This is a genomic window from Bacillus sp. SDLI1 (assembly GCF_001553895.1).
GTDB lineage: Bacteria > Bacillota > Bacilli > Bacillales > Bacillaceae > Bacillus > Bacillus siamensis.
The window spans coordinates 3,549,063-3,567,763 of record NZ_CP013950.1; the positions used below are offsets into that span (position 1 = coordinate 3,549,063).

Below are 18,701 nucleotides of genomic sequence, written 5' to 3' on the forward strand. Positions count from 1 at the left end.
AGCGAACATACGTTAACTTTTCTATAAGACTTTGGCTGTTTTTGTGTTACAATGATAAGCAGTCAAAGAGGTGAATAGGTGTGATTGAATTCGTGAAGGGGACGATTGATTACGTATCTCCCCAATACATCGTGATTGAAAACGGCGGAATCGGCTATCAGGTCTTCACTCCGAATCCGTTTATTTATAAGGTAAGCAATCAAGAGACCATTTTTACGTATCATCATATAAAAGAAGACGCCTTTTCTCTGTACGGCTTTTCAACCAGGGAAGAAAAAGCGCTTTTCACAAAGCTGCTGAACGTCACCGGCATCGGGCCGAAAGGGGCGCTCGCCATTCTCGGTTCCGGTGATCCGGGAGCCGTCATCGAAGCGATTGAACAGGAAGATGAAGCCTTTTTGGTGAAATTTCCGGGTGTGGGCAAAAAGACGGCGCGGCAGATTATTCTTGATTTAAAAGGCAAACTGGCCGATGTCGTGCCTGAAATGATTGACAACCTGTTCAATCATGAAGCGCGCATTGAAAAACAAGAGGCTGAAACGGCGCTTGACGAGGCGCTTGAAGCGCTCAGGGTTCTCGGCTACGCTGAAAAAGAAATTAAAAAAGTGCTTCCTCACCTAAAAGAGGAAACGGCGCTTTCAACAGATCAATATGTGAAAAAAGCATTGCAAAAATTATTAAAGTAAGGTGATGTTCATGGATGAACGGCTCGTTTCAAGTGAAGCAGACAGCCATGAATCAATAATCGAGCAAAGCCTCAGGCCGCAGAATCTCGCTCAGTACATCGGCCAAAAGAAGGTGAAAGAAAATCTGCGCGTGTTTATCGATGCGGCGAAAATGAGGCAGGAAACGCTTGACCACGTTCTTTTATACGGGCCTCCGGGTCTCGGAAAAACAACGCTTGCGTCGATCGTGGCCAATGAGATGGGTGTGGAGATGCGGACGACGTCAGGGCCGGCGATTGAAAGGCCGGGAGACCTGGCAGCCATTCTGACGGCGCTCGAACCCGGAGATGTGCTGTTTATAGACGAAATTCACAGGCTGAACCGTTCAATTGAAGAAGTGCTGTACCCGGCGATGGAGGATTTCTGCCTTGATATCGTCATTGGTAAAGGCCCGTCCGCCCGCTCTGTCCGTCTTGACCTTCCGCCTTTTACGCTGGTAGGAGCGACGACCAGGGTGGGATTATTGACCGCACCGCTCAGAGACCGGTTCGGGGTGCTGTCGCGCCTTGAATACTATACGCAGGAAGAGCTGACAGATATCGTGTCACGAACGGCTGAAGTATTTGAAGTGGATATCGAAGAAGCGCCGGCTCTGGAAATTGCCAGACGGTCAAGGGGAACGCCGCGGGTTGCAAACCGGCTTCTCAGAAGGGTGAGAGATTTTGCCCAGGTGCTCGGCGACAGCCGCATCACGGAAGAAATCGCTCACGACGCGCTCGAACGTCTTCAAGTCGATGCACTCGGCCTTGATCATATTGACCACAAGCTGCTGATGGGCATGATTGAAAAATTCAGCGGCGGTCCGGTCGGCCTTGATACGATTTCCGCGACAATCGGCGAAGAACCGCATACAATAGAGGATGTGTACGAACCGTATCTGCTGCAGATCGGATTTCTTCAGAGGACGCCGAGGGGACGGGTCGTGACCCCGGCTGTGTATGAGCATTTTCGATTGGAGGCACCCGCCTGTGACTGATTTTCCGAAGGTTCTCATGGTTCTCGGTGCTGTTTTGCTTATTGCCGGCGCAGTCTGGCACTTTGTCGGACGGCTGCCCGGAGATATTTTCGTTAAAAAGGGAAATGTCACATTTTTCTTTCCCGTTGTTACTTGTATTGTAATCAGTGTGATACTATCCATCCTGCTCAATTTTTTCGGCAGAATGAAATAACAATAGACAGAATAAAGGTGAAATGATGAAAGTCGATTTATTTGATTTTGAACTGCCTGAACGCCTCATTGCCCAAGTGCCGCTGAAAGAGCGTGACGCATCGCGGCTGATGGTGCTTGACAAACAGACGGGCGGTCTGACGGACAGTTCATTTAAAGAGATTGTCAGCTTTTTTAAAGAAGGGGATTGTCTCGTCTTGAACAATACCCGCGTGCTCCCTGCCAGATTATTCGGCACAAAAGAAGATACGGGAGCGAAAGTGGAGCTCCTGTTGTTAAAACAGGAAGAAAATGATACATGGGAAACGCTTGTAAAGCCGGCGAAACGCGTAAAAAAAGGAACGGTCCTGACATTTGGGGACGGCCGGCTGACAGCGGTCTGCACGGAGGAACTTGATCACGGCGGCCGGAAAATAGAATTCCGGTATGACGGGATTTTTTACGAAGTGCTTGAATCGCTCGGTGAAATGCCGCTTCCTCCTTACATTAAAGAACAGCTTGATGATAAAGAACGGTATCAGACCGTCTTTTCAAAAGAAATCGGGTCCGCCGCAGCTCCGACTGCCGGACTTCATTTTACGGAAGAGATTCTGGACGAGCTGAAGCAAAAGGGTGTGCGGATTGAATTTATCACCCTGCACGTTGGACTCGGCACATTCCGCCCAGTCAGTGCGGATGATGTGGAAGAGCATAACATGCACGCGGAATTTTATGAAATGACGGAAGAAACCGCCGCCTCTTTAAACGAGATCAGAAAGTCGGGAGGGCGCATCGTGTCGGTCGGGACGACATCAACGCGCACCCTTGAAACCATTGCCGGCGAGCATGACGGCGTATTTACCGCTTCAAGCGGCTGGACGTCGATCTTCATTTATCCGGGATATGAATTTAAAGCGATTGACGGCATGATCACCAATTTTCACCTGCCGAAATCTTCGCTTATCATGCTTGTTTCTGCGCTTGCCGGCAGAGAGCATGTTCTTTCCGCTTACCGTCATGCGGTAGAAGAGGAATATCGTTTCTTCAGCTTTGGCGACGCCATGCTGATTATCTAATTTGAATGACAGGAGGCCTCATACAAAGTGGCTGAACAACCGATACGTTATGAATTTATAAAGGAATGCAAACAAACGGGAGCGCGTCTGGGCAGAGTTCATACGCCCCACGGCTCCTTTGAGACGCCTGTATTTATGCCGGTCGGCACGCTTGCTACGGTAAAGACGATGTCTCCGGACGAGCTGAAATCTATGGATGCGGGTATTATTTTAAGCAATACGTACCATTTATGGCTCCGCCCCGGACATGACATTGTAAAAGAAGCGGGCGGGCTTCATCAGTTTATGAACTGGGACCGCGCGATTTTAACGGATTCCGGCGGTTTTCAGGTCTTTTCATTGAGCAAGTTTCGTAATATAGAAGAAGAAGGCGTACATTTCCGCAATCACTTAAACGGAGACAAGCTGTTTTTATCTCCGGAAAAAGCGATGGAAATTCAAAACGCCCTCGGTTCTGATATCATGATGGCGTTTGATGAATGTCCTCCGTATCCGGCAGAGTATGATTACATGAAACGCTCTGTGGAACGGACCAGCCGCTGGGCGGAACGCTGTCTGGAGGCGCACGGGCGCTCTGATGAGCAGGGACTGTTCGGAATCGTACAGGGCGGAGAGTATGAAGATTTGCGGACACAAAGTGCCAAAGACTTGGTTTCACTTGATTTCCCGGGTTATGCTATAGGCGGATTATCTGTCGGCGAGCCGAAGCACGTCATGAACAGAGTGCTTGAGTTTACAACTCCGCTTTTACCGAAGGACAAGCCGAGATATTTAATGGGTGTGGGTTCACCGGATGCCTTAATTGACGGTGCCATCCGCGGCGTGGATATGTTTGACTGCGTACTGCCGACCCGGATTGCCCGAAACGGCACGGTGTTTACGAATGAAGGGCGCCTGAACATGAAAAACGCCAAATATGAGCGCGATTTCCGACCGATTGACGAAGAATGCAGCTGTCATACATGCAAAAATTACTCCCGTGCTTACATCAGACATTTGATCCGCTGCAATGAAACGTTTGGAATTCGATTAACAACTTACCATAACCTTCATTTTCTGTTACACTTAATGGAGCAGGTCAGACAAGCTATCCGAGAGGATCGTCTTGGTGATTTCCGAGAAGAGTTCTTTGAGCGTTACGGCTATAATAAGCCAAATGCGAAAAGCTTCTAAATAAAAACCATTTTTGAAAGGAGGGAAACAGATGGGTACTTTAGGCACAATCGTTCCTATTATTTTGATGTTTGCAGTGCTTTATTTCCTGCTCATCCGTCCGCAGCAAAAGCAGCAGAAGGCCGTACGCCAGATGCAGGAAGAGCTGAAAAAAGGAGATTCAGTGGTGACAATCGGAGGATTGCACGGCACTGTTGAGTCAATTGATGAAAGCAAGGTCGTCATTAAAACAGGTGATAACACCCGTTTAACATTTGACCGCCGCGCAATCAGAGAAGCTTCTGCTGAATAACAGCGAAGCTCATACATACTAAAAAAGAGCGGAGAATCCGCTCTTTTTTTATTACGCTGATCTGCTGCCCTTCAAATTCACTCCGAAAATCCCGCCCAGCATACTGACTCCCAAAAAGCCGAGATGAAACAAAAGCTGACCGGATGTAAATGATTTTCCGAACCCTAAATATTGAAACAGCAAGATGATTAATGAGAAACAAACGGCGGTTAACGCTCCGATCATCCAGCCTTTTTCTTTTGCTTTGCCGCCGGAAATAAAACCGCCGGCAAATAAAGAAAGAAAAGAAAGCGCGGTGACCAGCCAGCTGAAAGATGACTCTTCCATTGAGGTAACCGTCAGCAGCAGTGAAATCGCCAGACTCGTAAGAAGCATCACTGCAAAGATAGCCACTAAGCCGTACAAGACGCCTTTACCCACTTGTTTTGTTTCTTCCATTTTGATCTCCTCTCCGCTCTGGGCCTGACATATGACAAGCCGGAGCCCGTCTTTTTCTAAATGTATTCTCTGAATGTTCGGATTAGACGTAAAAGCATCATGTTCAGTTCATTTCTTACATAAAACAGAGCGGATCGTAAATGCTATGAACGTTGGAGGTGCGATATGGGAGATATTTTCATTATTACGTTTCGTACGATAGTGCTTTATTTTATCATTCTTGTGATTTTCAGACTGATGGGAAAACGGGAAATCGGAGAACTGAGCATTTTAGACCTTGTCGTTTCCATTATGATTGCCGAGATTGCCGTATTGGCAATTGAAAATGTAGAAGATAAGCTTTTGCATACCATTGTGCCGATCGTCATTTTAATGATTATTCAAGTAAGCCTTGCTTTTATTTCGCTCAAAAGCCAAAAAATACGGCAGCTGCTTGACGGCAAACCCACTATTATCATTAAACAGGGAAAAATCGACGAACGTGCGATGAGGTCGCAGCGCTACAATTTTGATGATCTTCTTATGCAGCTGAGGGAAAATAACATCGAGAGAATCTCTGACGTGTCATACGCCATATTAGAGTCGTCGGGAAAGCTGTCAATCGTCAAAAAGAAAAACAATAAGGATAAGCAGATGGAAACATCGCTTATCGTTGACGGGGTCATTCAGAACGAGCATCTGGACAGAATCGGGAAAGATAAACACTGGCTCGAAAAAAACTTAGCGAAAAGAGGATATCAGGATCTTTCGGAAATATCATTCTGCACGTTTACGGACGGGGCTTTTTTTATTGATCTTAAAGATGAAAAAGGAGAGCCTTAATCGGTTTCACCGCGTCACAAACCGTCCGATGACCGGAATCCGGATCAGCTCCTCCCTTTTAATCAGCCTGAATAACAGCAGAAGCACAATGTATAGTATGACGGTCATGGCAATCCAGCCTGTAAGATTAACAGCCTCTGACCCTGAAAAATGAACGGCGCGCTTTATGAGTCGGCTCACATAACCGCAGATGAATATGACCGCAAAACAGAGCGCGTATTCTTTTATTTTAATGCTGATCGGAAGCACTTTGCTTACAGTGGCTGCATGGAGAAGGGTGACGAGCACCATTCCCGTCACAATCGCCAATGCCGCGCCCATAATGCCCAGAGAAGGCCTGGTCGCCAGCACAAAAATAAGGCCTGTTTTAACAGCGGCGCCGATAAAACTGTTCATCATGGCGGCTCCGGCTAAATTGAGCGCCTGCAGCACCGCTTGAAGGGGCCCCTGAAAATAATAGAGCAGAAAAAACGGCGCCATGACTTTAATAAAAACCGCCGCATTAGTCGATCCGTACATGACGGACATCAGCTCATCAGCGAAAGAGAATAAAATAACCACCGAAATGCCCCCGCTTAAAAGACACAGCCTCATCGCCTGTTCCAGACGGTATTCGACAACCTGCAGCTTTTTTTGCTCCATTCCTTCACTAATCGCAGGAACAAGGGCCGTTGACAGAGAATAGGTTATAAAGCTGGGCAGCGTCAAAACCGTCATGGCAAATCCGGTCAGCTCCCCGTACTGGCTGGTGGCAGCAGCGGTGGCGACTCCTGCAATTGCAAGGCTCTGCGCGACGACAATAGGCTCAAAAAACCAAGACAAGTTTCCGATGAATCGGCTTCCGGTTGTCGGGAGCGATACGCTCATCAGCTGACGAAAGGTCTCTTTTCCATTTGCAATCGATTTGAAAAATTGTTTTCTGATTCTGATTGTTTTTTTAGCTTTGAAACAAATGAATAAATAAATAAGAGAGGCGAGCTCTCCGATGACAGATGAAATCATGGCTCCGGCTGCGGCATATTCAATCCCGTACGGCAGAAACACTGTCGTGCAGACCGCGACAAGTGAAATCCGCACAATCTGCTCAAGCACTTGGGAAAATGCCAGCGGGTTCATATTCTGCCTGCCCTGAAAATAACCGCGCAGCACGCTGGAGATTGCGATAATCGGCACGACGGGCGTAATCGCCAGAAGCGGGTAAACCGTGCGTTGATCAGTCAGCATCGTTTCCGCCATAATCGGCGCAAAGCATAAAAACAGCGGCGTGAAGATGAGACTTAATATCCCGGTGATGGTAAGCGACATCACTAAAATGTGTTTCATTTTCTGCCGGTCCCCCGGGCGCTTGCTTCAGCGACGAGCTTGCTGATGGCAACAGGGAGGCCGAATTGGGTCAAAGTGGTGGCCAAGAAAAATGTCGGGGCAGCCATCATGTACAATCCGACACCTTCTTCACCGATAAACCGGGCGATGACCACCCGATTGACAAAGCCGAGCATTCTTGTAATCATCCCCGCTGCGATGAGAATAAGAGTGCCCCTTAAAAAAGTCTGTTTTGCCATTTTATAACCCCTGCCTTCTCAAACTACCTGGAATCATATACAATAAAGATATGCGCCGATGTCGTCCGAGCATGACAAGTCTTCGAGAAAAAGGGAAAAAGGAGCGAGCGCCCATGGAGAAGCATCCCGCCGAAATGTATAAGGATCATTTGCGGCCTTTTTTGTACAGTAAACTTGAAGAGTTCAAAATTCTTGGATACGATGATGTTGAACACGAGAGTTTATGGTCATACCTAATACATAAAAAGTGGAAACAGAAAAAGGAAATGCCGCTGTATGAATTGGCCGGCGATATTTTATCAGTTAAAATTGGCGATTTTATGAACTATGCAACCGTTGAAGCTTTTAAGTCGTCTAATTGGCTGGAAAGCGATGAAGGTCAGGAAGCTTTGGATGAACTGCTGAGATAATGATTTGACGGCATAGGTTTAAGGAGGAAATACATAATGAAAAAAGGACGCTTGATTGCGTTTTTCCTGATTGTATTATTAATCGGCACAGGGCTGGGGTATTTTACAAAACCGGCTGCCAATAATATTACGTTAGGATTGGATTTACGCGGCGGGTTTGAAGTACTGTACGACGTGCAGCCCGTCAAAAAAGGCGATAAAATTACAAAAGACGTGCTCGTCAGCACGGTGCAGGCGCTGAACCGCCGGGCTAACGTTCTCGGCGTAAGCGAGCCGAACATTCAGATTGAAGGGAACAACCGCATCCGCGTACAGCTGGCGGGCGTCACGAATCAGAACAGGGCGCGCGAAATTCTCTCAACGGAAGCGCAGCTCTCATTCAGGGACACGAATGATAAAGAGCTTTTAAACGGCTCTGATCTCGTGGAAAACGGCGCGAAACAAACTTTTGATCCGACAACGAACGAACCGATTGTCAGCGTGAAACTGAAGGATGCGGACAAGTTCGGTGAAGTGACGAAAAAGGTTAAGAAAATGGCGCCTAATAATCAGCTCGTCATCTGGCTCGATTATCAAAAAGGCGATTCATTTAAAAAAGAAGTCGGCAAAAAACATCCGAAATATGTATCCGCTCCGAATGTGAGCCAGGAATTAAATACAAAGGATGTCACGATTGAAGGCCAGTTCACCGTTCAAAAAGCAAAAGACTTGGCCAATATTTTAAACGCGGGCGCACTGCCTGTGAAACTGACCGAAAAATACTCTACTTCAGTAGGGGCGCAATTCGGACAGCAGGCTTTACATGATACGGTCGAGGCTGGCATCATCGGGATTGCAATTGTTTTCTTATTTATGCTGCTTTATTACAGACTGCCGGGACTCATAGCGGTCATTACGCTTTCTGTATACGTGTATATTACGCTGCAAGTGTTTGACTGGATGCAGGCTGTGCTGACTTTGCCGGGTATTGCGGCGCTCATTTTGGGTGTCGGGATGGCGGTTGACGCCAACATTATCACCTATGAACGGATAAAAGAAGAGCTGAAACTCGGCAAATCCGTCCGCTCAGCTTTCCGTTCAGGGAACAGACGGTCATTTGCGACGATCTTCGATGCGAATATCACAACGATCATCGCAGCGGTCGTGCTCTTTATTTTCGGGACAAGCTCTGTAAAAGGGTTTGCGACGATGCTGATCTTGTCAATACTGACAAGCTTTATTACAGCTGTCTTCCTTTCAAGATTCCTGCTCGGCCTTCTTGTGGAAAGCAGATGGCTTGATCGGAAAAAAGGCTGGTTCGGCGTCAAGAAAAAACACATTATGGATATTCAGAAGACCGATGAAAATACTGAACCGCATACGTCATTCCAGAAATGGAATTTCACGAGCAAACGAAAATACTTCTTTATTTTCTCAAGCGCTGTGACCATTGCGGGAATTATCATCCTGCTGGTCTTTAAGCTCAACCTGGGAATCGATTTTGCAAGCGGTGCGCGGATTGACGTGCAGAGCAATCATGCTTTGACGGCGCAGCAGGTTGAAAAAGACTTTGACTCTCTCGGCATGGATCCGGAAAACATCGTGCTCTCGGGTAAAGAGAACCATGTTGCCGCAGCCCGGTTTGTCGGAGAGCCATCTAAAGAAAAGATCGCTGAAATCAAAACGTACTTTAAGGATAAATACGGAGCTGAACCGAATGTCAGCACGGTATCGCCGACAGTCGGAAAAGAGCTCGCCCGTAATGCCTTATATGCTGTCGCCATTGCATCAATCGGCATCATTATTTACGTGTCAATCCGTTTCGAGTACAGAATGGCTGTCGCCGCGATTGTATCCCTGCTGTATGACGCTTTCTTTATCGTCGCGTTTTTCAGCATTACAAGGCTGGAGGTCGATGTCACCTTTATCGCCGCTATTCTCACCATAATCGGTTACTCGATAAATGATACGATCGTTACATTTGACCGGATACGCGAGCAGATGAAAAAACGCAAGCCGAAGTCATTTGCCGATCTGGAACACATTGTGAATCTGAGTTTGCAGCAAACCTTTACACGCTCGATCAATACGGTCTTAACCGTTGTGATTGTAGTCGTCGTGCTGCTTATTTTAGGCTCATCGTCAATTACGAACTTCTCAGTCGCCTTATTGGTCGGTTTATTGACGGGTGTTTATTCTTCTCTTTACATCGCTTCACAGCTGTGGCTTGTATGGAAAGGAAAAGAATTTAAAGGGAAAAAATCAATCGAAGAGTAAAATGGGAACAGGCTGTCTTGCAGAAGGCAGCCTGTTTTTTAGGCTGCGTTGAACTTAAAACCTGCATTTGCTATAATGACATACGCTTACATAATCAATCATCATTGTAAAAACATGTAGGAGGGTTCTTATGAATGTTCGTGAGTCGGAACTTCCGGGCATCGGCCAGAAAGTCGAAATCATTACGAAAAATCATGATAAAATCAGTATTATTCTTCATGATGACGGCAGAAGAGAGCTCTATTACTTCGATGAGAAAGACTATGACGAGTGCTTGGCATCCGTTGAATTTAACGATGAAGAGGCGAGGCAGATTTCCGCTATTTTAGGCGGGATGACGTATAAGCCGAAAGCGCTGGAATCTGTGGAAGTTGCACTTGATGATCTCGTTATTGAGTGGTTTAAAGCCGAATCCCGCGCACCGGCTGTCAGCCGCACAATCGGAGATTTGGATATCAAGAAGCATTACAACGTCCAGATTATTGCGATCGTTAAGAAAAACCGGCAAAAACAGCTGAGCCCCGGCATTGATACTGTGATTGAAGAAGGGGACACCCTCGTCTTATCCGGTGAAAGAAGCGGATTGAAAAGGCTGGTCCGTGAGCAGTTAACGGCCCGGATTTCCTGAGACCGGGGTTTAATCTCTGGAAAATGAGGGAAAAGATAAGAATTAATAATTGGGGGCTGACGTATGAATAAACAATGGACTATTATATTCGCTTTACTATTTACTCTGATTGTCGCCATTTTTGCTGTTATTAACGTGCGGGCGGTTGAAGTTGATTATCTGTTCGGCACCGCTGAATGGCCGCTGATTTTAGTCATTTTGGGCTCTGTGTTAATGGGAGCGCTGATCGTATTTTCAGCCGGTATATTTCAAGTGATGAAGCTGAAGCGGGAAATTAAAATGCTGCGGAAAGAAAACAGATCCGCCGCTGAATTGCCGGCTGATCCGGACGGCAGAAAACCGGCCGCGCCGCCGGAAGAAATATTGGAAGAGAAAAAAGGATCAGAATAACATTTGAAACCCCTCAGTCCGCTCTAGTATAATAGGGTGGTTGAGGGGTGAATTTATGTTAGCGTCAAAAATGCGCTGGGAAATCCAGCAGCCGGATCAGGAAAAGGTCAAATCACTCACAGAACAATTGGACATAACACCTCTTGTGGCATCGCTGCTTGTAAAAAGAGGTTTTGATACTGCCGAAAGCGCAAGGCATTTTTTACATACAAAGGATGCAGACTTTTATGACCCGTATGAATTAAAAGGAATGCGGGAAGCAGTTGATCGGATAAAGCTGGCGGTTTCTCAAGGGGAACCGATTATGATTTACGGAGATTACGATGCAGACGGCGTTACAAGCACGTCGGTGATGCTGACGGCACTCAGACAGCTGTCGGCGGACGTTGACTTTTATATTCCCGACCGTTTCACAGAAGGCTACGGCCCGAATGAACAAGCTTTCCGCTCCATAAAAGAGCGGGGATTTTCGCTGATCATTACAGTGGATACGGGAATCGCCGCCGTCCATGAAGCTGAAGTCGCAAAAGAGCTGGGCTTAGACGTCATTATTACCGACCACCATGAGCCGGGACCCGAGCTTCCCGACGTATTCGCGATCATCCACCCGAAGCAGCCGGGCTGCAGCTACCCGTTTAAAGAATTGGCCGGCGTCGGTGTGGCGTTTAAGCTTGCCCACGCGCTTACGGGTTCTTTGCCGGAAGCTATGCTGGACTTAGCGGCCATCGGTACGGTTGCGGATCTGGTGCCGCTGCATGATGAAAACAGATTAATTGCGTCACTTGGGATCGAAAAGCTTCGGACGACAAATCGGCCGGGTCTCAAAGCTCTGATTAAGCTTTCCGGCGGGGATATCGGACAAGCTGATGAGGAAACGGTCGGGTTTCAGGTTGCACCGAGGCTGAATGCCGTCGGAAGAATAGAACAGGCTGATCCCGCCGTGCATCTGCTGATGACCGAAGACCAGTTTGAAGCGGAGGAATTGGCTTCGGATATTGACCGGCTGAATAAGGAACGCCAGAAAATGGTGAAAACCATGACCGAAGAGGCTGTTGAAATGGTTCAGCAGCAAGGCGGAAACCCGTCTGCCATTGTAGTGGCAAAAGCCGGCTGGAACCCGGGGGTTGTCGGTATTGTCGCATCGAAGCTCGCTGAACGTTTTTATCGCCCCGCTGTCGTGCTGGGGATAGATGAGGAGCAGGGAATCGCTAAAGGATCGGCGCGAAGCATCAGGGGTTTCAACCTTTTTACGAGCCTTTCACAGTGCAGAGACATTCTCCCTCATTTCGGCGGGCATCCGATGGCCGCAGGAATGACTTTAAAGGCTGAAGATGTGCCGGATTTAAGAGACAGGCTGAATCAATTGGCTGAAGAAACCCTTACGGAAGAGGATTTTATCCCGATTCAGGAGATTGATCTTGTCTGCGGCGTCGAAGACATAACCGTTGAAAGCATTACAGAATTGAATATGCTCTCGCCGTTCGGCATGCTTAACCCTAAACCGCATGTCATGGTGGAAAACGCCGTGCTTGATGAAGTGCGCCTGATCGGAGCGAATAAAAATCACGTGAAAATGACGGTGAAAAATGATGCCGCCGTTCTCGATTGCGTCGGCTTTAACCAAGGAGAGCTGGAAGCCGGAATTGTTCCCGGATCAGCGATTTCCATTGTCGGCGAAATGTCTATTAATGAATGGAACAACAGAAAGAAACCCCAGCTGATGATTAAAGACGCTGCGGTGCTGGAATGGCAGCTTTTTGATATCAGAGGCAAGCGGACGTGGGAAGATACGGTTGCTGCGCTGCCGAAGGAAAAACGGGTGCTCATCAGTTTTAACGAAAAAACTGTCCGAAAACTCCGTGGCGAAGAGCTGCCGGACGAGCTGGCTCAGATCACGTCGGAATCCGAGGCGGAGGCTCTTCCGCTTGACGGAAAGTATGCCGTCTTTCTGGATGTGCCGCCGTCAGAGGAGCGGCTCAAGCGTTTGCTTGACGGGAAGAAGCCGGAACGGATTTATTTTGTTTTTATCAATCATGAAGAACATTTTCTGTCCTCATTTCCATCGCGGAGTGATTTCAAGTGGTTTTACGCATTTCTCTTGAAAAGGGGCAATTTTGACTTAAGTAAGCATGGTTCGGAGCTTGCGAGACACAAAGGATGGTCAATTGACACAATCAATTTCATGACAAAGGTGTTTTTTGATCTCGGTTTTGTTAAAATAGAAGATGGTGTGCTGTCTGTCGTGAGCGGCGCGAAAAAACGCGACCTCGCAGATTCGCAAACCTACCAGGTAAAACAGCAGCTGATGGAATTAGACCAGAAGCTCAATTATTCCGCGGCCCATGAGCTGAAGGAATGGCTGAATAAGCTGATGAACCAAGGTTCAGAGGCTTATGAAAGTACGAGGAGGACATAGAACAGATGGATCTTAAAAAATACGTAACAATTGTGCCCGATTACCCGAAAGAAGGCGTACAATTTAAAGATATTACGACATTGATGGACAAAGGCGACGTATACCGTTACGCCACTGACCAAATTGTTGAATATGCAAAAGAAAAAGAAATTGACTTAGTTGTCGGACCTGAAGCGCGCGGCTTTATTATCGGCTGTCCGGTTGCATACGCTCTCGGAGTCGGTTTTGCGCCGGTTCGGAAAGAAGGAAAACTTCCGCGTGAAGTCATTAAAGTCGATTACGGTTTGGAGTACGGAAAAGACGTACTGACGATTCATAAAGATGCGATCCTGCCGGGACAGCGCGTGCTGATTACTGATGACTTGCTTGCAACAGGCGGCACGATCGAAGCAACGATTAAGCTTGTCGAAGAACTGGGCGGCGTCGTAGCCGGTATTGCATTCTTAATCGAGCTTTCTTACCTTGACGGCAGAGACAAGCTTGACGATTACGATATTTTAACATTAATGAAATATTAACCGCATATGGAAAAAAGCACTCGTGTCAGGGTGCTTTTTTCCTATTATTTCATCATCCTGACAGATTCTTTAGGTGTTTTGAACTTCTGCCCTTTACATCTCTCGTTTTTTTCTTGATAATAAACTAATACAGTTTACATTTAAAAAAGGTGATTCCATGGCGAACGAACAAGTATTGACTGCCGAGCAAGTAATAGATAAAGCGCGCACGTATCTGCCGGAGGAGCAGATTGCGTTTGTTGAGAAAGCTTACCTGTATGCGCAAGACGCGCATCGCGAACAGTACCGCAAATCAGGTGAGCCGTACATCATTCATCCGATTCAGGTGGCGGGAATCCTCGTCGATCTGGAAATGGACCCTTCCACGATTGCGGGCGGTTTTCTGCATGATGTGGTGGAAGACACGGATGTCACCCTCGATGACCTGAAGGAAGCATTTTCTGAAGAAGTGGCGATGCTTGTCGACGGTGTAACGAAGCTCGGTAAAATTAAGTATAAATCTCAAGAAGAGCAGCAGGCGGAAAACCACCGAAAAATGTTTGTCGCTATGGCTCAGGATATCAGAGTCATATTGATCAAGCTGGCGGATCGCCTTCATAATATGCGGACGTTAAAGCATCTTCCGCAGGAAAAGCAGCGGAGAATTTCAAATGAGACGCTGGAAATTTTCGCTCCGCTGGCACATCGGCTCGGGATTTCGAAAATTAAATGGGAGCTTGAAGACACCGCTCTCCGTTATTTGAATCCTCAGCAATACTACAGAATCGTCAACCTCATGAAGAAAAAGCGCGCGGAACGCGAACTTTATGTCGAAGAGGTTGTCAATGAAGTGAAAAAACGCGTCGAAGAAGTGAATATCAAAGCGGACTTTTCAGGCCGTCCGAAGCACATCTACAGCATTTACCGCAAGATGGCGCTGCAAAATAAACAGTTCAATGAAATATATGATCTGCTTGCCGTCCGTATTCTTGTCGGAAGCATTAAAGACTGTTACGCCGTACTCGGCATTATTCATACGTGCTGGAAGCCGATGCCGGGCAGATTCAAGGATTATATTGCCATGCCTAAGCCGAATATGTATCAGTCCCTGCATACGACCGTAATCGGGCCTAAAGGTGATCCGCTGGAAGTGCAGATCAGAACATTTGAGATGCATGAGATCGCTGAATACGGGGTAGCCGCGCACTGGGCATATAAAGAAGGCAAGGCTGCAAACGAAGAAGCGACATTTGAGAAAAAACTGTCCTGGTTCCGCGAAATTCTGGAATTCCAAAACGAGTCTACCGACGCGGAAGAATTTATGGAATCGCTGAAAATCGATCTGTTTTCTGACATGGTATACGTATTTACGCCAAAAGGCGATGTCATTGAACTGCCGTCAGGCTCTGTGCCGATTGATTTTTCCTACAGGATTCACTCGGAAATCGGCAATAAAACAATCGGAGCGAAAGTGAACGGGAAAATGGTGACGCTTGACCATAAGCTCCGGACGGGCGACATCGTTGAAATCCTGACGTCCAAGCATTCGTACGGACCGAGCCAAGACTGGGTCAAACTCGCTCAGACGTCGCAGGCCAAACACAAAATCCGCCAGTTCTTTAAGAAACAGCGCCGTGAAGAAAACGTCGAAAAAGGCCGTGAACTTGTCGAGAAAGAAATTAAAAACCTTGATTTTGAAGTGAAGGATGTTTTAACACTCGAAAACCTTCAAAAGGTTGCCGACAAGTTTAATTTCTCAAATGAAGAGGATATGTACGCGGCTGTCGGGTATAACGGCATTACCGCTTTGCAGGTGGCTAACAGGCTCACTGAAAAAGAACGGAAGCAGCGTGATCAGGAAGAGCAGGAAAAAATCGTTCAGGAAGTCGCTTCCGAGCCGAAACAGTACCCGCAAGGAAGGAAACGGGAAGCGGGTGTGCGCGTGAAAGGCATCGACAACCTTCTCGTCCGTTTGTCGAAATGCTGTAATCCCGTGCCCGGAGACCATATTGTCGGTTTTATTACAAAAGGCCGCGGTGTATCCGTTCACCGCGATGACTGTCCGAATGTAAAAACGAATGCAGCGCAGGAACGTCTGATCCCTGTTGAATGGGAGCATGAATCACAGGTTCAAAGACGCAAGGAATATAACGTTGAGATTGAGATTTTGGGGTATGACCGTCTCGGGCTGTTAAATGAAGTGCTCCAGGCCGTAAATGAAACGAAAACCAACATCTCGTCTGTATCCGGCAAATCCGACCGCAATAAAGTCGCTACGATTCATATGGCGATTTTTATTCAGAACATCAATCATCTGCATAAAGTGGTCGAGCGGATTAAGCAGATCAGAGACATCTATTCAGTCCGACGGGTTATGAACTAAAAGGAGCTTGCTATGAAATTAGTTGTTCAGCGTGTAACAGAAGCGAGTGTGACGGTTGACGGCGCTGTCGCCGGCCGGATCGGACCCGGTATTATGGCGCTTGTCGGTGTCACTCATGAAGATACAGAGGAAGATGCCGCTTACTTGGCGGATAAAATCGTGAATCTCCGGATTTTTGAGGACGAAAGCGGTAAGATGAATTTATCGCTTTTAGATACGGGCGGAGAGATTTTATCAGTTTCCCAGTTTACGCTTTACGGCGAAACGAAGAAAGGGAGACGTCCGAATTTTATGAATGCGGCCAAACCGGATCAGGCTCTGCTCCTTTATGAAAAGTGGAACGAACTTCTTCGGGAAAAGGGAGTCAAAGTTGAAACGGGAATATTCGGGGCCATGATGGATGTTCAGCTGACGAATTCCGGGCCCGTTACATTGATTATGGATTCTAAACAATAAAAAAGCTGCCGTTCGGCAGCTTTTTTTATGATTGAAAATAATGTTCCAATCCGCTTTCAATTCCGTCTGTCACTTTTTCCTGGTAAGAGCCGCTATGTATGATTGTTTCTTCTTGCGGTTGACTGAGATAGCCGAGCTCATACAGCATGGCAGGCCGTTTGTTTTCCCTCAGGACGTAATAATCTCCAAACAGAACGCCGCGATCAGGAATAGGTGAACGCTTCACTACTTCAGAATGGACGTCTGAGGCAAGCTGGCGGTCCTTAGACGGACTGTAATAATAAGCCGTGCTTCCTCTCGTTGACGTATCGGCATAGCTGTCATAGTGGATGCTGATAAAGGCATCCGCATTCCGGTAATGGGACGTTGAAACCCTGGCCTGCAGGCTGATAAATGTATCATCCTGCCTTGTGATATACACGTTTGCCCCGGCCGCTCTCAATTTTCCGGCTAACAGCTTAGCTGTTTTAATCGTTACGTTTTTTTCAAACTTTCCGGAGTAGCCGATCGTTCCGCTGTCTTTTCCTCCGTGTCCGGGATCAACGACGATCGTTTTGTTTTTGAGCGATCCGCTGCCGCCTGACGTGTTGGGAGAAGGTGCTTCTCCTGTTTCTTCACCGCTTTTTGACGTTTGCACGACCCAGTTTGCCACATATGCCGTTTGCCCGTTTTCCAGCCGGACTTCATACCACTTGCCGCTTGAACCGACAATCGGATAGGCTGCGCCTTTATCCGCTCTTTTTACGATAGAAGCGGAAGTCGAGGCTGAGCTTCTTAGGTTGGTGCCGCCGTAAACGATATACGCTTTTTTCGAGGAGCCTGAGCCCTCAGAGCTGTCTCCCGATTCGGACGGGGTGTCCGATGAGTCGGAATCCTTTATGATGTAGTGGCTTGCTGCCCAGCCTTTTTGCCCGTTTGCTTCAATTTTCAGCCAGCCGTGGTCTTCGCTTAAGATGGAAACCTTTGCTCCGCGTGATAATTTAGTGATAATCGCTGAATCATGTGACGCTGCACTTCTGACATTCAATGAAGAAACGCCTACCGTCCCGTTCTTTGAACCGTTTTGGGACGAAGTTGCTTTCGAATCCGATCCGCCGCTGTCCGCGGTGACGTATTCGGAAGAAACCCACCCGCTTGTGCCTTGATAAGAAATATTCACCCAGCCGCTGTTCTTGTCCAGCACAGAAGCATGTGCGCCTTGCGGAAGTTTGCCGATGACTTCATATGATGTCCCCGGGCCTTTTCTGATGCGGAGATCAGGGTCGTTGGAAGTGACCGTTCCGCTTGTGGCGGATGAATGGTCTGCTCCTCCGGCTGTTTTTGATATCAGCCAGGAAACGACCCATCCGGTCTTACCGGGACTCAGCTGAAGCTGTACCCAGTCTCCCTCTTCTTTTGTGATCGGGTATCTTTCCCCTTTTTTCACTTCAGCCTTTATTCCATAGCTCAGGCCGGGACCGCCTCTGACATTGATCTTGTCTGTCGCGATAACCGCTTCTCCCTCAGCGGCGATTGCGGTATGAAATGACGGAAGAAGTGCCGTGATGATGACGCCGCATAAAATAAGAGCAAGAGTTTTCTTATTCATGGCTGTCCTCCTTTCTGAACTAACTAAAATACATTCTTGTATAATATCGTATTTTCCTTGTTGAATGTTAAATAAAAATAAAATGGTTTGTTTATACTAGTTGTAAATACAGCGAAAAGGTGTGCAAATCATGAAATATCAACCAAAAATGGGACGCGCCCTGCACGATGCGGAAGGAAATCTGCACTTCAGTGATCAGAGCGATAAAGAGAAGGCGGGTTTTCTTGAAGAGACGGCGACGGAGTTCGGTCTTTTATCGAAAGATGCAGTCGCAAGGAAAAACAGACGGAATAAAACTTGACAGGGGAGTGCAATCCCATTATTATAATAGAAATTGATGTACATAAGTCAAAATAACGATTTTGAACCGATAATGGAGAAGAGTAGGTCAGAATGCATGGAGAAGAGAGGAACCGTCCCGGGCTGAAAGCGGATCCGCACT

Annotated in this window: 18 protein-coding genes, 1 pseudogene and 1 other annotated feature (1 of these 20 only partly in view); of the genes and pseudogenes, 16 read left to right on the top strand and 3 right to left on the bottom strand. The window is 47.3% G+C overall.

The window, feature by feature from the left end; translation table 11 throughout:
• Window positions 1–80: 80 nt before the first annotated feature.
• From ruvA to yajC, 6 genes are read left to right on the top strand one after another with little or no spacing between them, the layout of a single operon-like run.
• Window positions 81–686: a Holliday junction branch migration protein RuvA gene (gene ruvA, locus AUL54_RS17375; protein WP_003152683.1), complete on the top strand. Its 606-nt coding sequence runs from the start codon at window positions 81–83 to the stop codon at window positions 684–686.
• Window positions 687–696: 10 nt separating this feature from the next.
• On the top strand, window positions 697–1,701 hold the full coding sequence (gene ruvB, locus AUL54_RS17380) for a Holliday junction branch migration DNA helicase RuvB (protein ID WP_045926484.1): 1,005 nt from the start codon (window positions 697–699) through the stop codon (window positions 1,699–1,701).
• Complete coding sequence (locus AUL54_RS17385; protein ID WP_003152687.1) at window positions 1,694–1,894, top strand: DUF2905 domain-containing protein; 201 nt, start codon at window positions 1,694–1,696, stop codon at window positions 1,892–1,894. The genes ruvB and AUL54_RS17385 overlap by 8 nt, the downstream gene beginning before the upstream one ends.
• A gap of 25 nt (window positions 1,895–1,919) precedes the next feature.
• On the top strand, window positions 1,920–2,948 hold the full coding sequence (gene queA / locus AUL54_RS17390) for a tRNA preQ1(34) S-adenosylmethionine ribosyltransferase-isomerase QueA (RefSeq protein WP_047475550.1): 1,029 nt from the start codon (window positions 1,920–1,922) through the stop codon (window positions 2,946–2,948).
• Window positions 2,949–2,975: 27 nt separating this feature from the next.
• Complete coding sequence (tgt, locus tag AUL54_RS17395) at window positions 2,976–4,121, top strand: tRNA guanosine(34) transglycosylase Tgt (RefSeq protein ID WP_016938804.1); 1,146 nt, start codon at window positions 2,976–2,978, stop codon at window positions 4,119–4,121.
• A gap of 31 nt (window positions 4,122–4,152) precedes the next feature.
• Window positions 4,153–4,413, top strand: coding sequence for a preprotein translocase subunit YajC (gene yajC / locus AUL54_RS17400; protein ID WP_012118091.1), 261 nt, complete (start codon window positions 4,153–4,155; stop codon window positions 4,411–4,413).
• A 51-nt stretch (window positions 4,414–4,464) separates the two neighbouring features.
• Here the strand turns inward: yajC and AUL54_RS17405 are convergent, their stop codons facing one another.
• Complete coding sequence (locus AUL54_RS17405; RefSeq protein WP_016938805.1) at window positions 4,465–4,851, bottom strand: TIGR04086 family membrane protein; 387 nt, start codon at window positions 4,849–4,851, stop codon at window positions 4,465–4,467.
• Between the two features lie 165 nt (window positions 4,852–5,016).
• Here AUL54_RS17405 and AUL54_RS17410 point away from each other — a divergent pair, with 165 nt between their 5' ends.
• Window positions 5,017–5,673, top strand: coding sequence for a DUF421 domain-containing protein (locus AUL54_RS17410; protein WP_060964656.1), 657 nt, complete (start codon window positions 5,017–5,019; stop codon window positions 5,671–5,673).
• 6 nt (window positions 5,674–5,679) lie between these two features.
• Here AUL54_RS17410 and spoVB read toward each other — a convergent pair.
• Window positions 5,680–7,235 (bottom strand): annotated as a pseudogene (spoVB, locus tag AUL54_RS17415) (stage V sporulation protein B).
• Between the two features lie 113 nt (window positions 7,236–7,348).
• Between spoVB and AUL54_RS17420 the strand changes: the two are divergent.
• The 8 genes from AUL54_RS17420 (at window position 7,349) to dtd (ending at window position 16,671) form a co-directional block, all read left to right on the top strand.
• The gene (locus tag AUL54_RS17420) at window positions 7,349–7,645 is read left to right on the top strand and encodes a post-transcriptional regulator (RefSeq protein WP_016938808.1); all 297 of its coding nucleotides are present in this window, start codon (window positions 7,349–7,351) and stop codon (window positions 7,643–7,645) included.
• A gap of 36 nt (window positions 7,646–7,681) precedes the next feature.
• Entirely contained in the window at window positions 7,682–9,901 is a 2,220-nt protein-coding gene (gene secDF / locus AUL54_RS17425; RefSeq protein ID WP_060964657.1) for a protein translocase subunit SecDF, read from the top strand.
• A 130-nt stretch (window positions 9,902–10,031) separates the two neighbouring features.
• Window positions 10,032–10,529, top strand: coding sequence for a cation:proton antiporter regulatory subunit (locus AUL54_RS17430; RefSeq protein ID WP_060964658.1), 498 nt, complete (start codon window positions 10,032–10,034; stop codon window positions 10,527–10,529).
• A gap of 63 nt (window positions 10,530–10,592) precedes the next feature.
• Window positions 10,593–10,919, top strand: a complete 327-nt coding sequence (locus AUL54_RS17435; protein WP_016938811.1) for a LapA family protein — start codon at window positions 10,593–10,595, stop codon at window positions 10,917–10,919.
• Between the two features lie 55 nt (window positions 10,920–10,974).
• Entirely contained in the window at window positions 10,975–13,335 is a 2,361-nt protein-coding gene (gene recJ / locus AUL54_RS17440) for a single-stranded-DNA-specific exonuclease RecJ (RefSeq protein WP_060964659.1), read from the top strand.
• A gap of 5 nt (window positions 13,336–13,340) precedes the next feature.
• Window positions 13,341–13,853, top strand: a complete 513-nt coding sequence (locus AUL54_RS17445; RefSeq protein WP_003152714.1) for an adenine phosphoribosyltransferase — start codon at window positions 13,341–13,343, stop codon at window positions 13,851–13,853.
• 157 nt (window positions 13,854–14,010) lie between these two features.
• Complete coding sequence (gene relA / locus AUL54_RS17450; protein ID WP_060964660.1) at window positions 14,011–16,215, top strand: GTP diphosphokinase; 2,205 nt, start codon at window positions 14,011–14,013, stop codon at window positions 16,213–16,215.
• A gap of 12 nt (window positions 16,216–16,227) precedes the next feature.
• Window positions 16,228–16,671, top strand: a complete 444-nt coding sequence (dtd, locus tag AUL54_RS17455) for a D-aminoacyl-tRNA deacylase (RefSeq protein WP_016938814.1) — start codon at window positions 16,228–16,230, stop codon at window positions 16,669–16,671.
• 25 nt (window positions 16,672–16,696) lie between these two features.
• Here the strand turns inward: dtd and AUL54_RS17460 are convergent, their stop codons facing one another.
• The gene (locus tag AUL54_RS17460) at window positions 16,697–18,259 is read right to left on the bottom strand and encodes an N-acetylmuramoyl-L-alanine amidase family protein (protein ID WP_060964661.1); all 1,563 of its coding nucleotides are present in this window, start codon (window positions 18,257–18,259) and stop codon (window positions 16,697–16,699) included.
• A 130-nt stretch (window positions 18,260–18,389) separates the two neighbouring features.
• Between AUL54_RS17460 and AUL54_RS21360 the strand changes: the two genes are divergently transcribed.
• Window positions 18,390–18,560, top strand: a complete 171-nt coding sequence (locus AUL54_RS21360) for a YrzK family protein (RefSeq protein WP_016938816.1) — start codon at window positions 18,390–18,392, stop codon at window positions 18,558–18,560.
• 60 nt (window positions 18,561–18,620) lie between these two features.
• Window positions 18,621–18,701: a binding site (T-box leader), on the top strand; it runs 152 nt beyond the window's last position.

Excerpts from the sequence above, each read along its gene's own strand:
- ruvB (WP_045926484.1), top strand. The coding sequence starts at position 697 with ATGGATGAACGGCTCGTTTCAAGTGAAGCAGACAGCCATGAATCAATA.
- queA (WP_047475550.1), top strand. The coding sequence starts at position 1,920 with ATGAAAGTCGATTTATTTGATTTTGAACTGCCTGAACGCCTCATTGCC.
- yajC (WP_012118091.1), top strand. The coding sequence starts at position 4,153 with ATGGGTACTTTAGGCACAATCGTTCCTATTATTTTGATGTTTGCAGTG.
- AUL54_RS17405 (WP_016938805.1), bottom strand. The coding sequence starts at position 4,851 with ATGGAAGAAACAAAACAAGTGGGTAAAGGCGTCTTGTACGGCTTAGTG.
- AUL54_RS17410 (WP_060964656.1), top strand. The coding sequence starts at position 5,017 with ATGGGAGATATTTTCATTATTACGTTTCGTACGATAGTGCTTTATTTT.
- AUL54_RS17420 (WP_016938808.1), top strand. The coding sequence starts at position 7,349 with ATGGAGAAGCATCCCGCCGAAATGTATAAGGATCATTTGCGGCCTTTT.
- secDF (WP_060964657.1), top strand. The coding sequence starts at position 7,682 with ATGAAAAAAGGACGCTTGATTGCGTTTTTCCTGATTGTATTATTAATC.
- AUL54_RS17430 (WP_060964658.1), top strand. The coding sequence starts at position 10,032 with ATGAATGTTCGTGAGTCGGAACTTCCGGGCATCGGCCAGAAAGTCGAA.
- AUL54_RS17435 (WP_016938811.1), top strand. The coding sequence starts at position 10,593 with ATGAATAAACAATGGACTATTATATTCGCTTTACTATTTACTCTGATT.
- recJ (WP_060964659.1), top strand. The coding sequence starts at position 10,975 with ATGTTAGCGTCAAAAATGCGCTGGGAAATCCAGCAGCCGGATCAGGAA.
- AUL54_RS17445 (WP_003152714.1), top strand. The coding sequence starts at position 13,341 with ATGGATCTTAAAAAATACGTAACAATTGTGCCCGATTACCCGAAAGAA.
- relA (WP_060964660.1), top strand. The coding sequence starts at position 14,011 with ATGGCGAACGAACAAGTATTGACTGCCGAGCAAGTAATAGATAAAGCG.
- dtd (WP_016938814.1), top strand. The coding sequence starts at position 16,228 with ATGAAATTAGTTGTTCAGCGTGTAACAGAAGCGAGTGTGACGGTTGAC.
- AUL54_RS17460 (WP_060964661.1), bottom strand. The coding sequence starts at position 18,259 with ATGAATAAGAAAACTCTTGCTCTTATTTTATGCGGCGTCATCATCACG.
- AUL54_RS21360 (WP_016938816.1), top strand. The coding sequence starts at position 18,390 with ATGAAATATCAACCAAAAATGGGACGCGCCCTGCACGATGCGGAAGGA.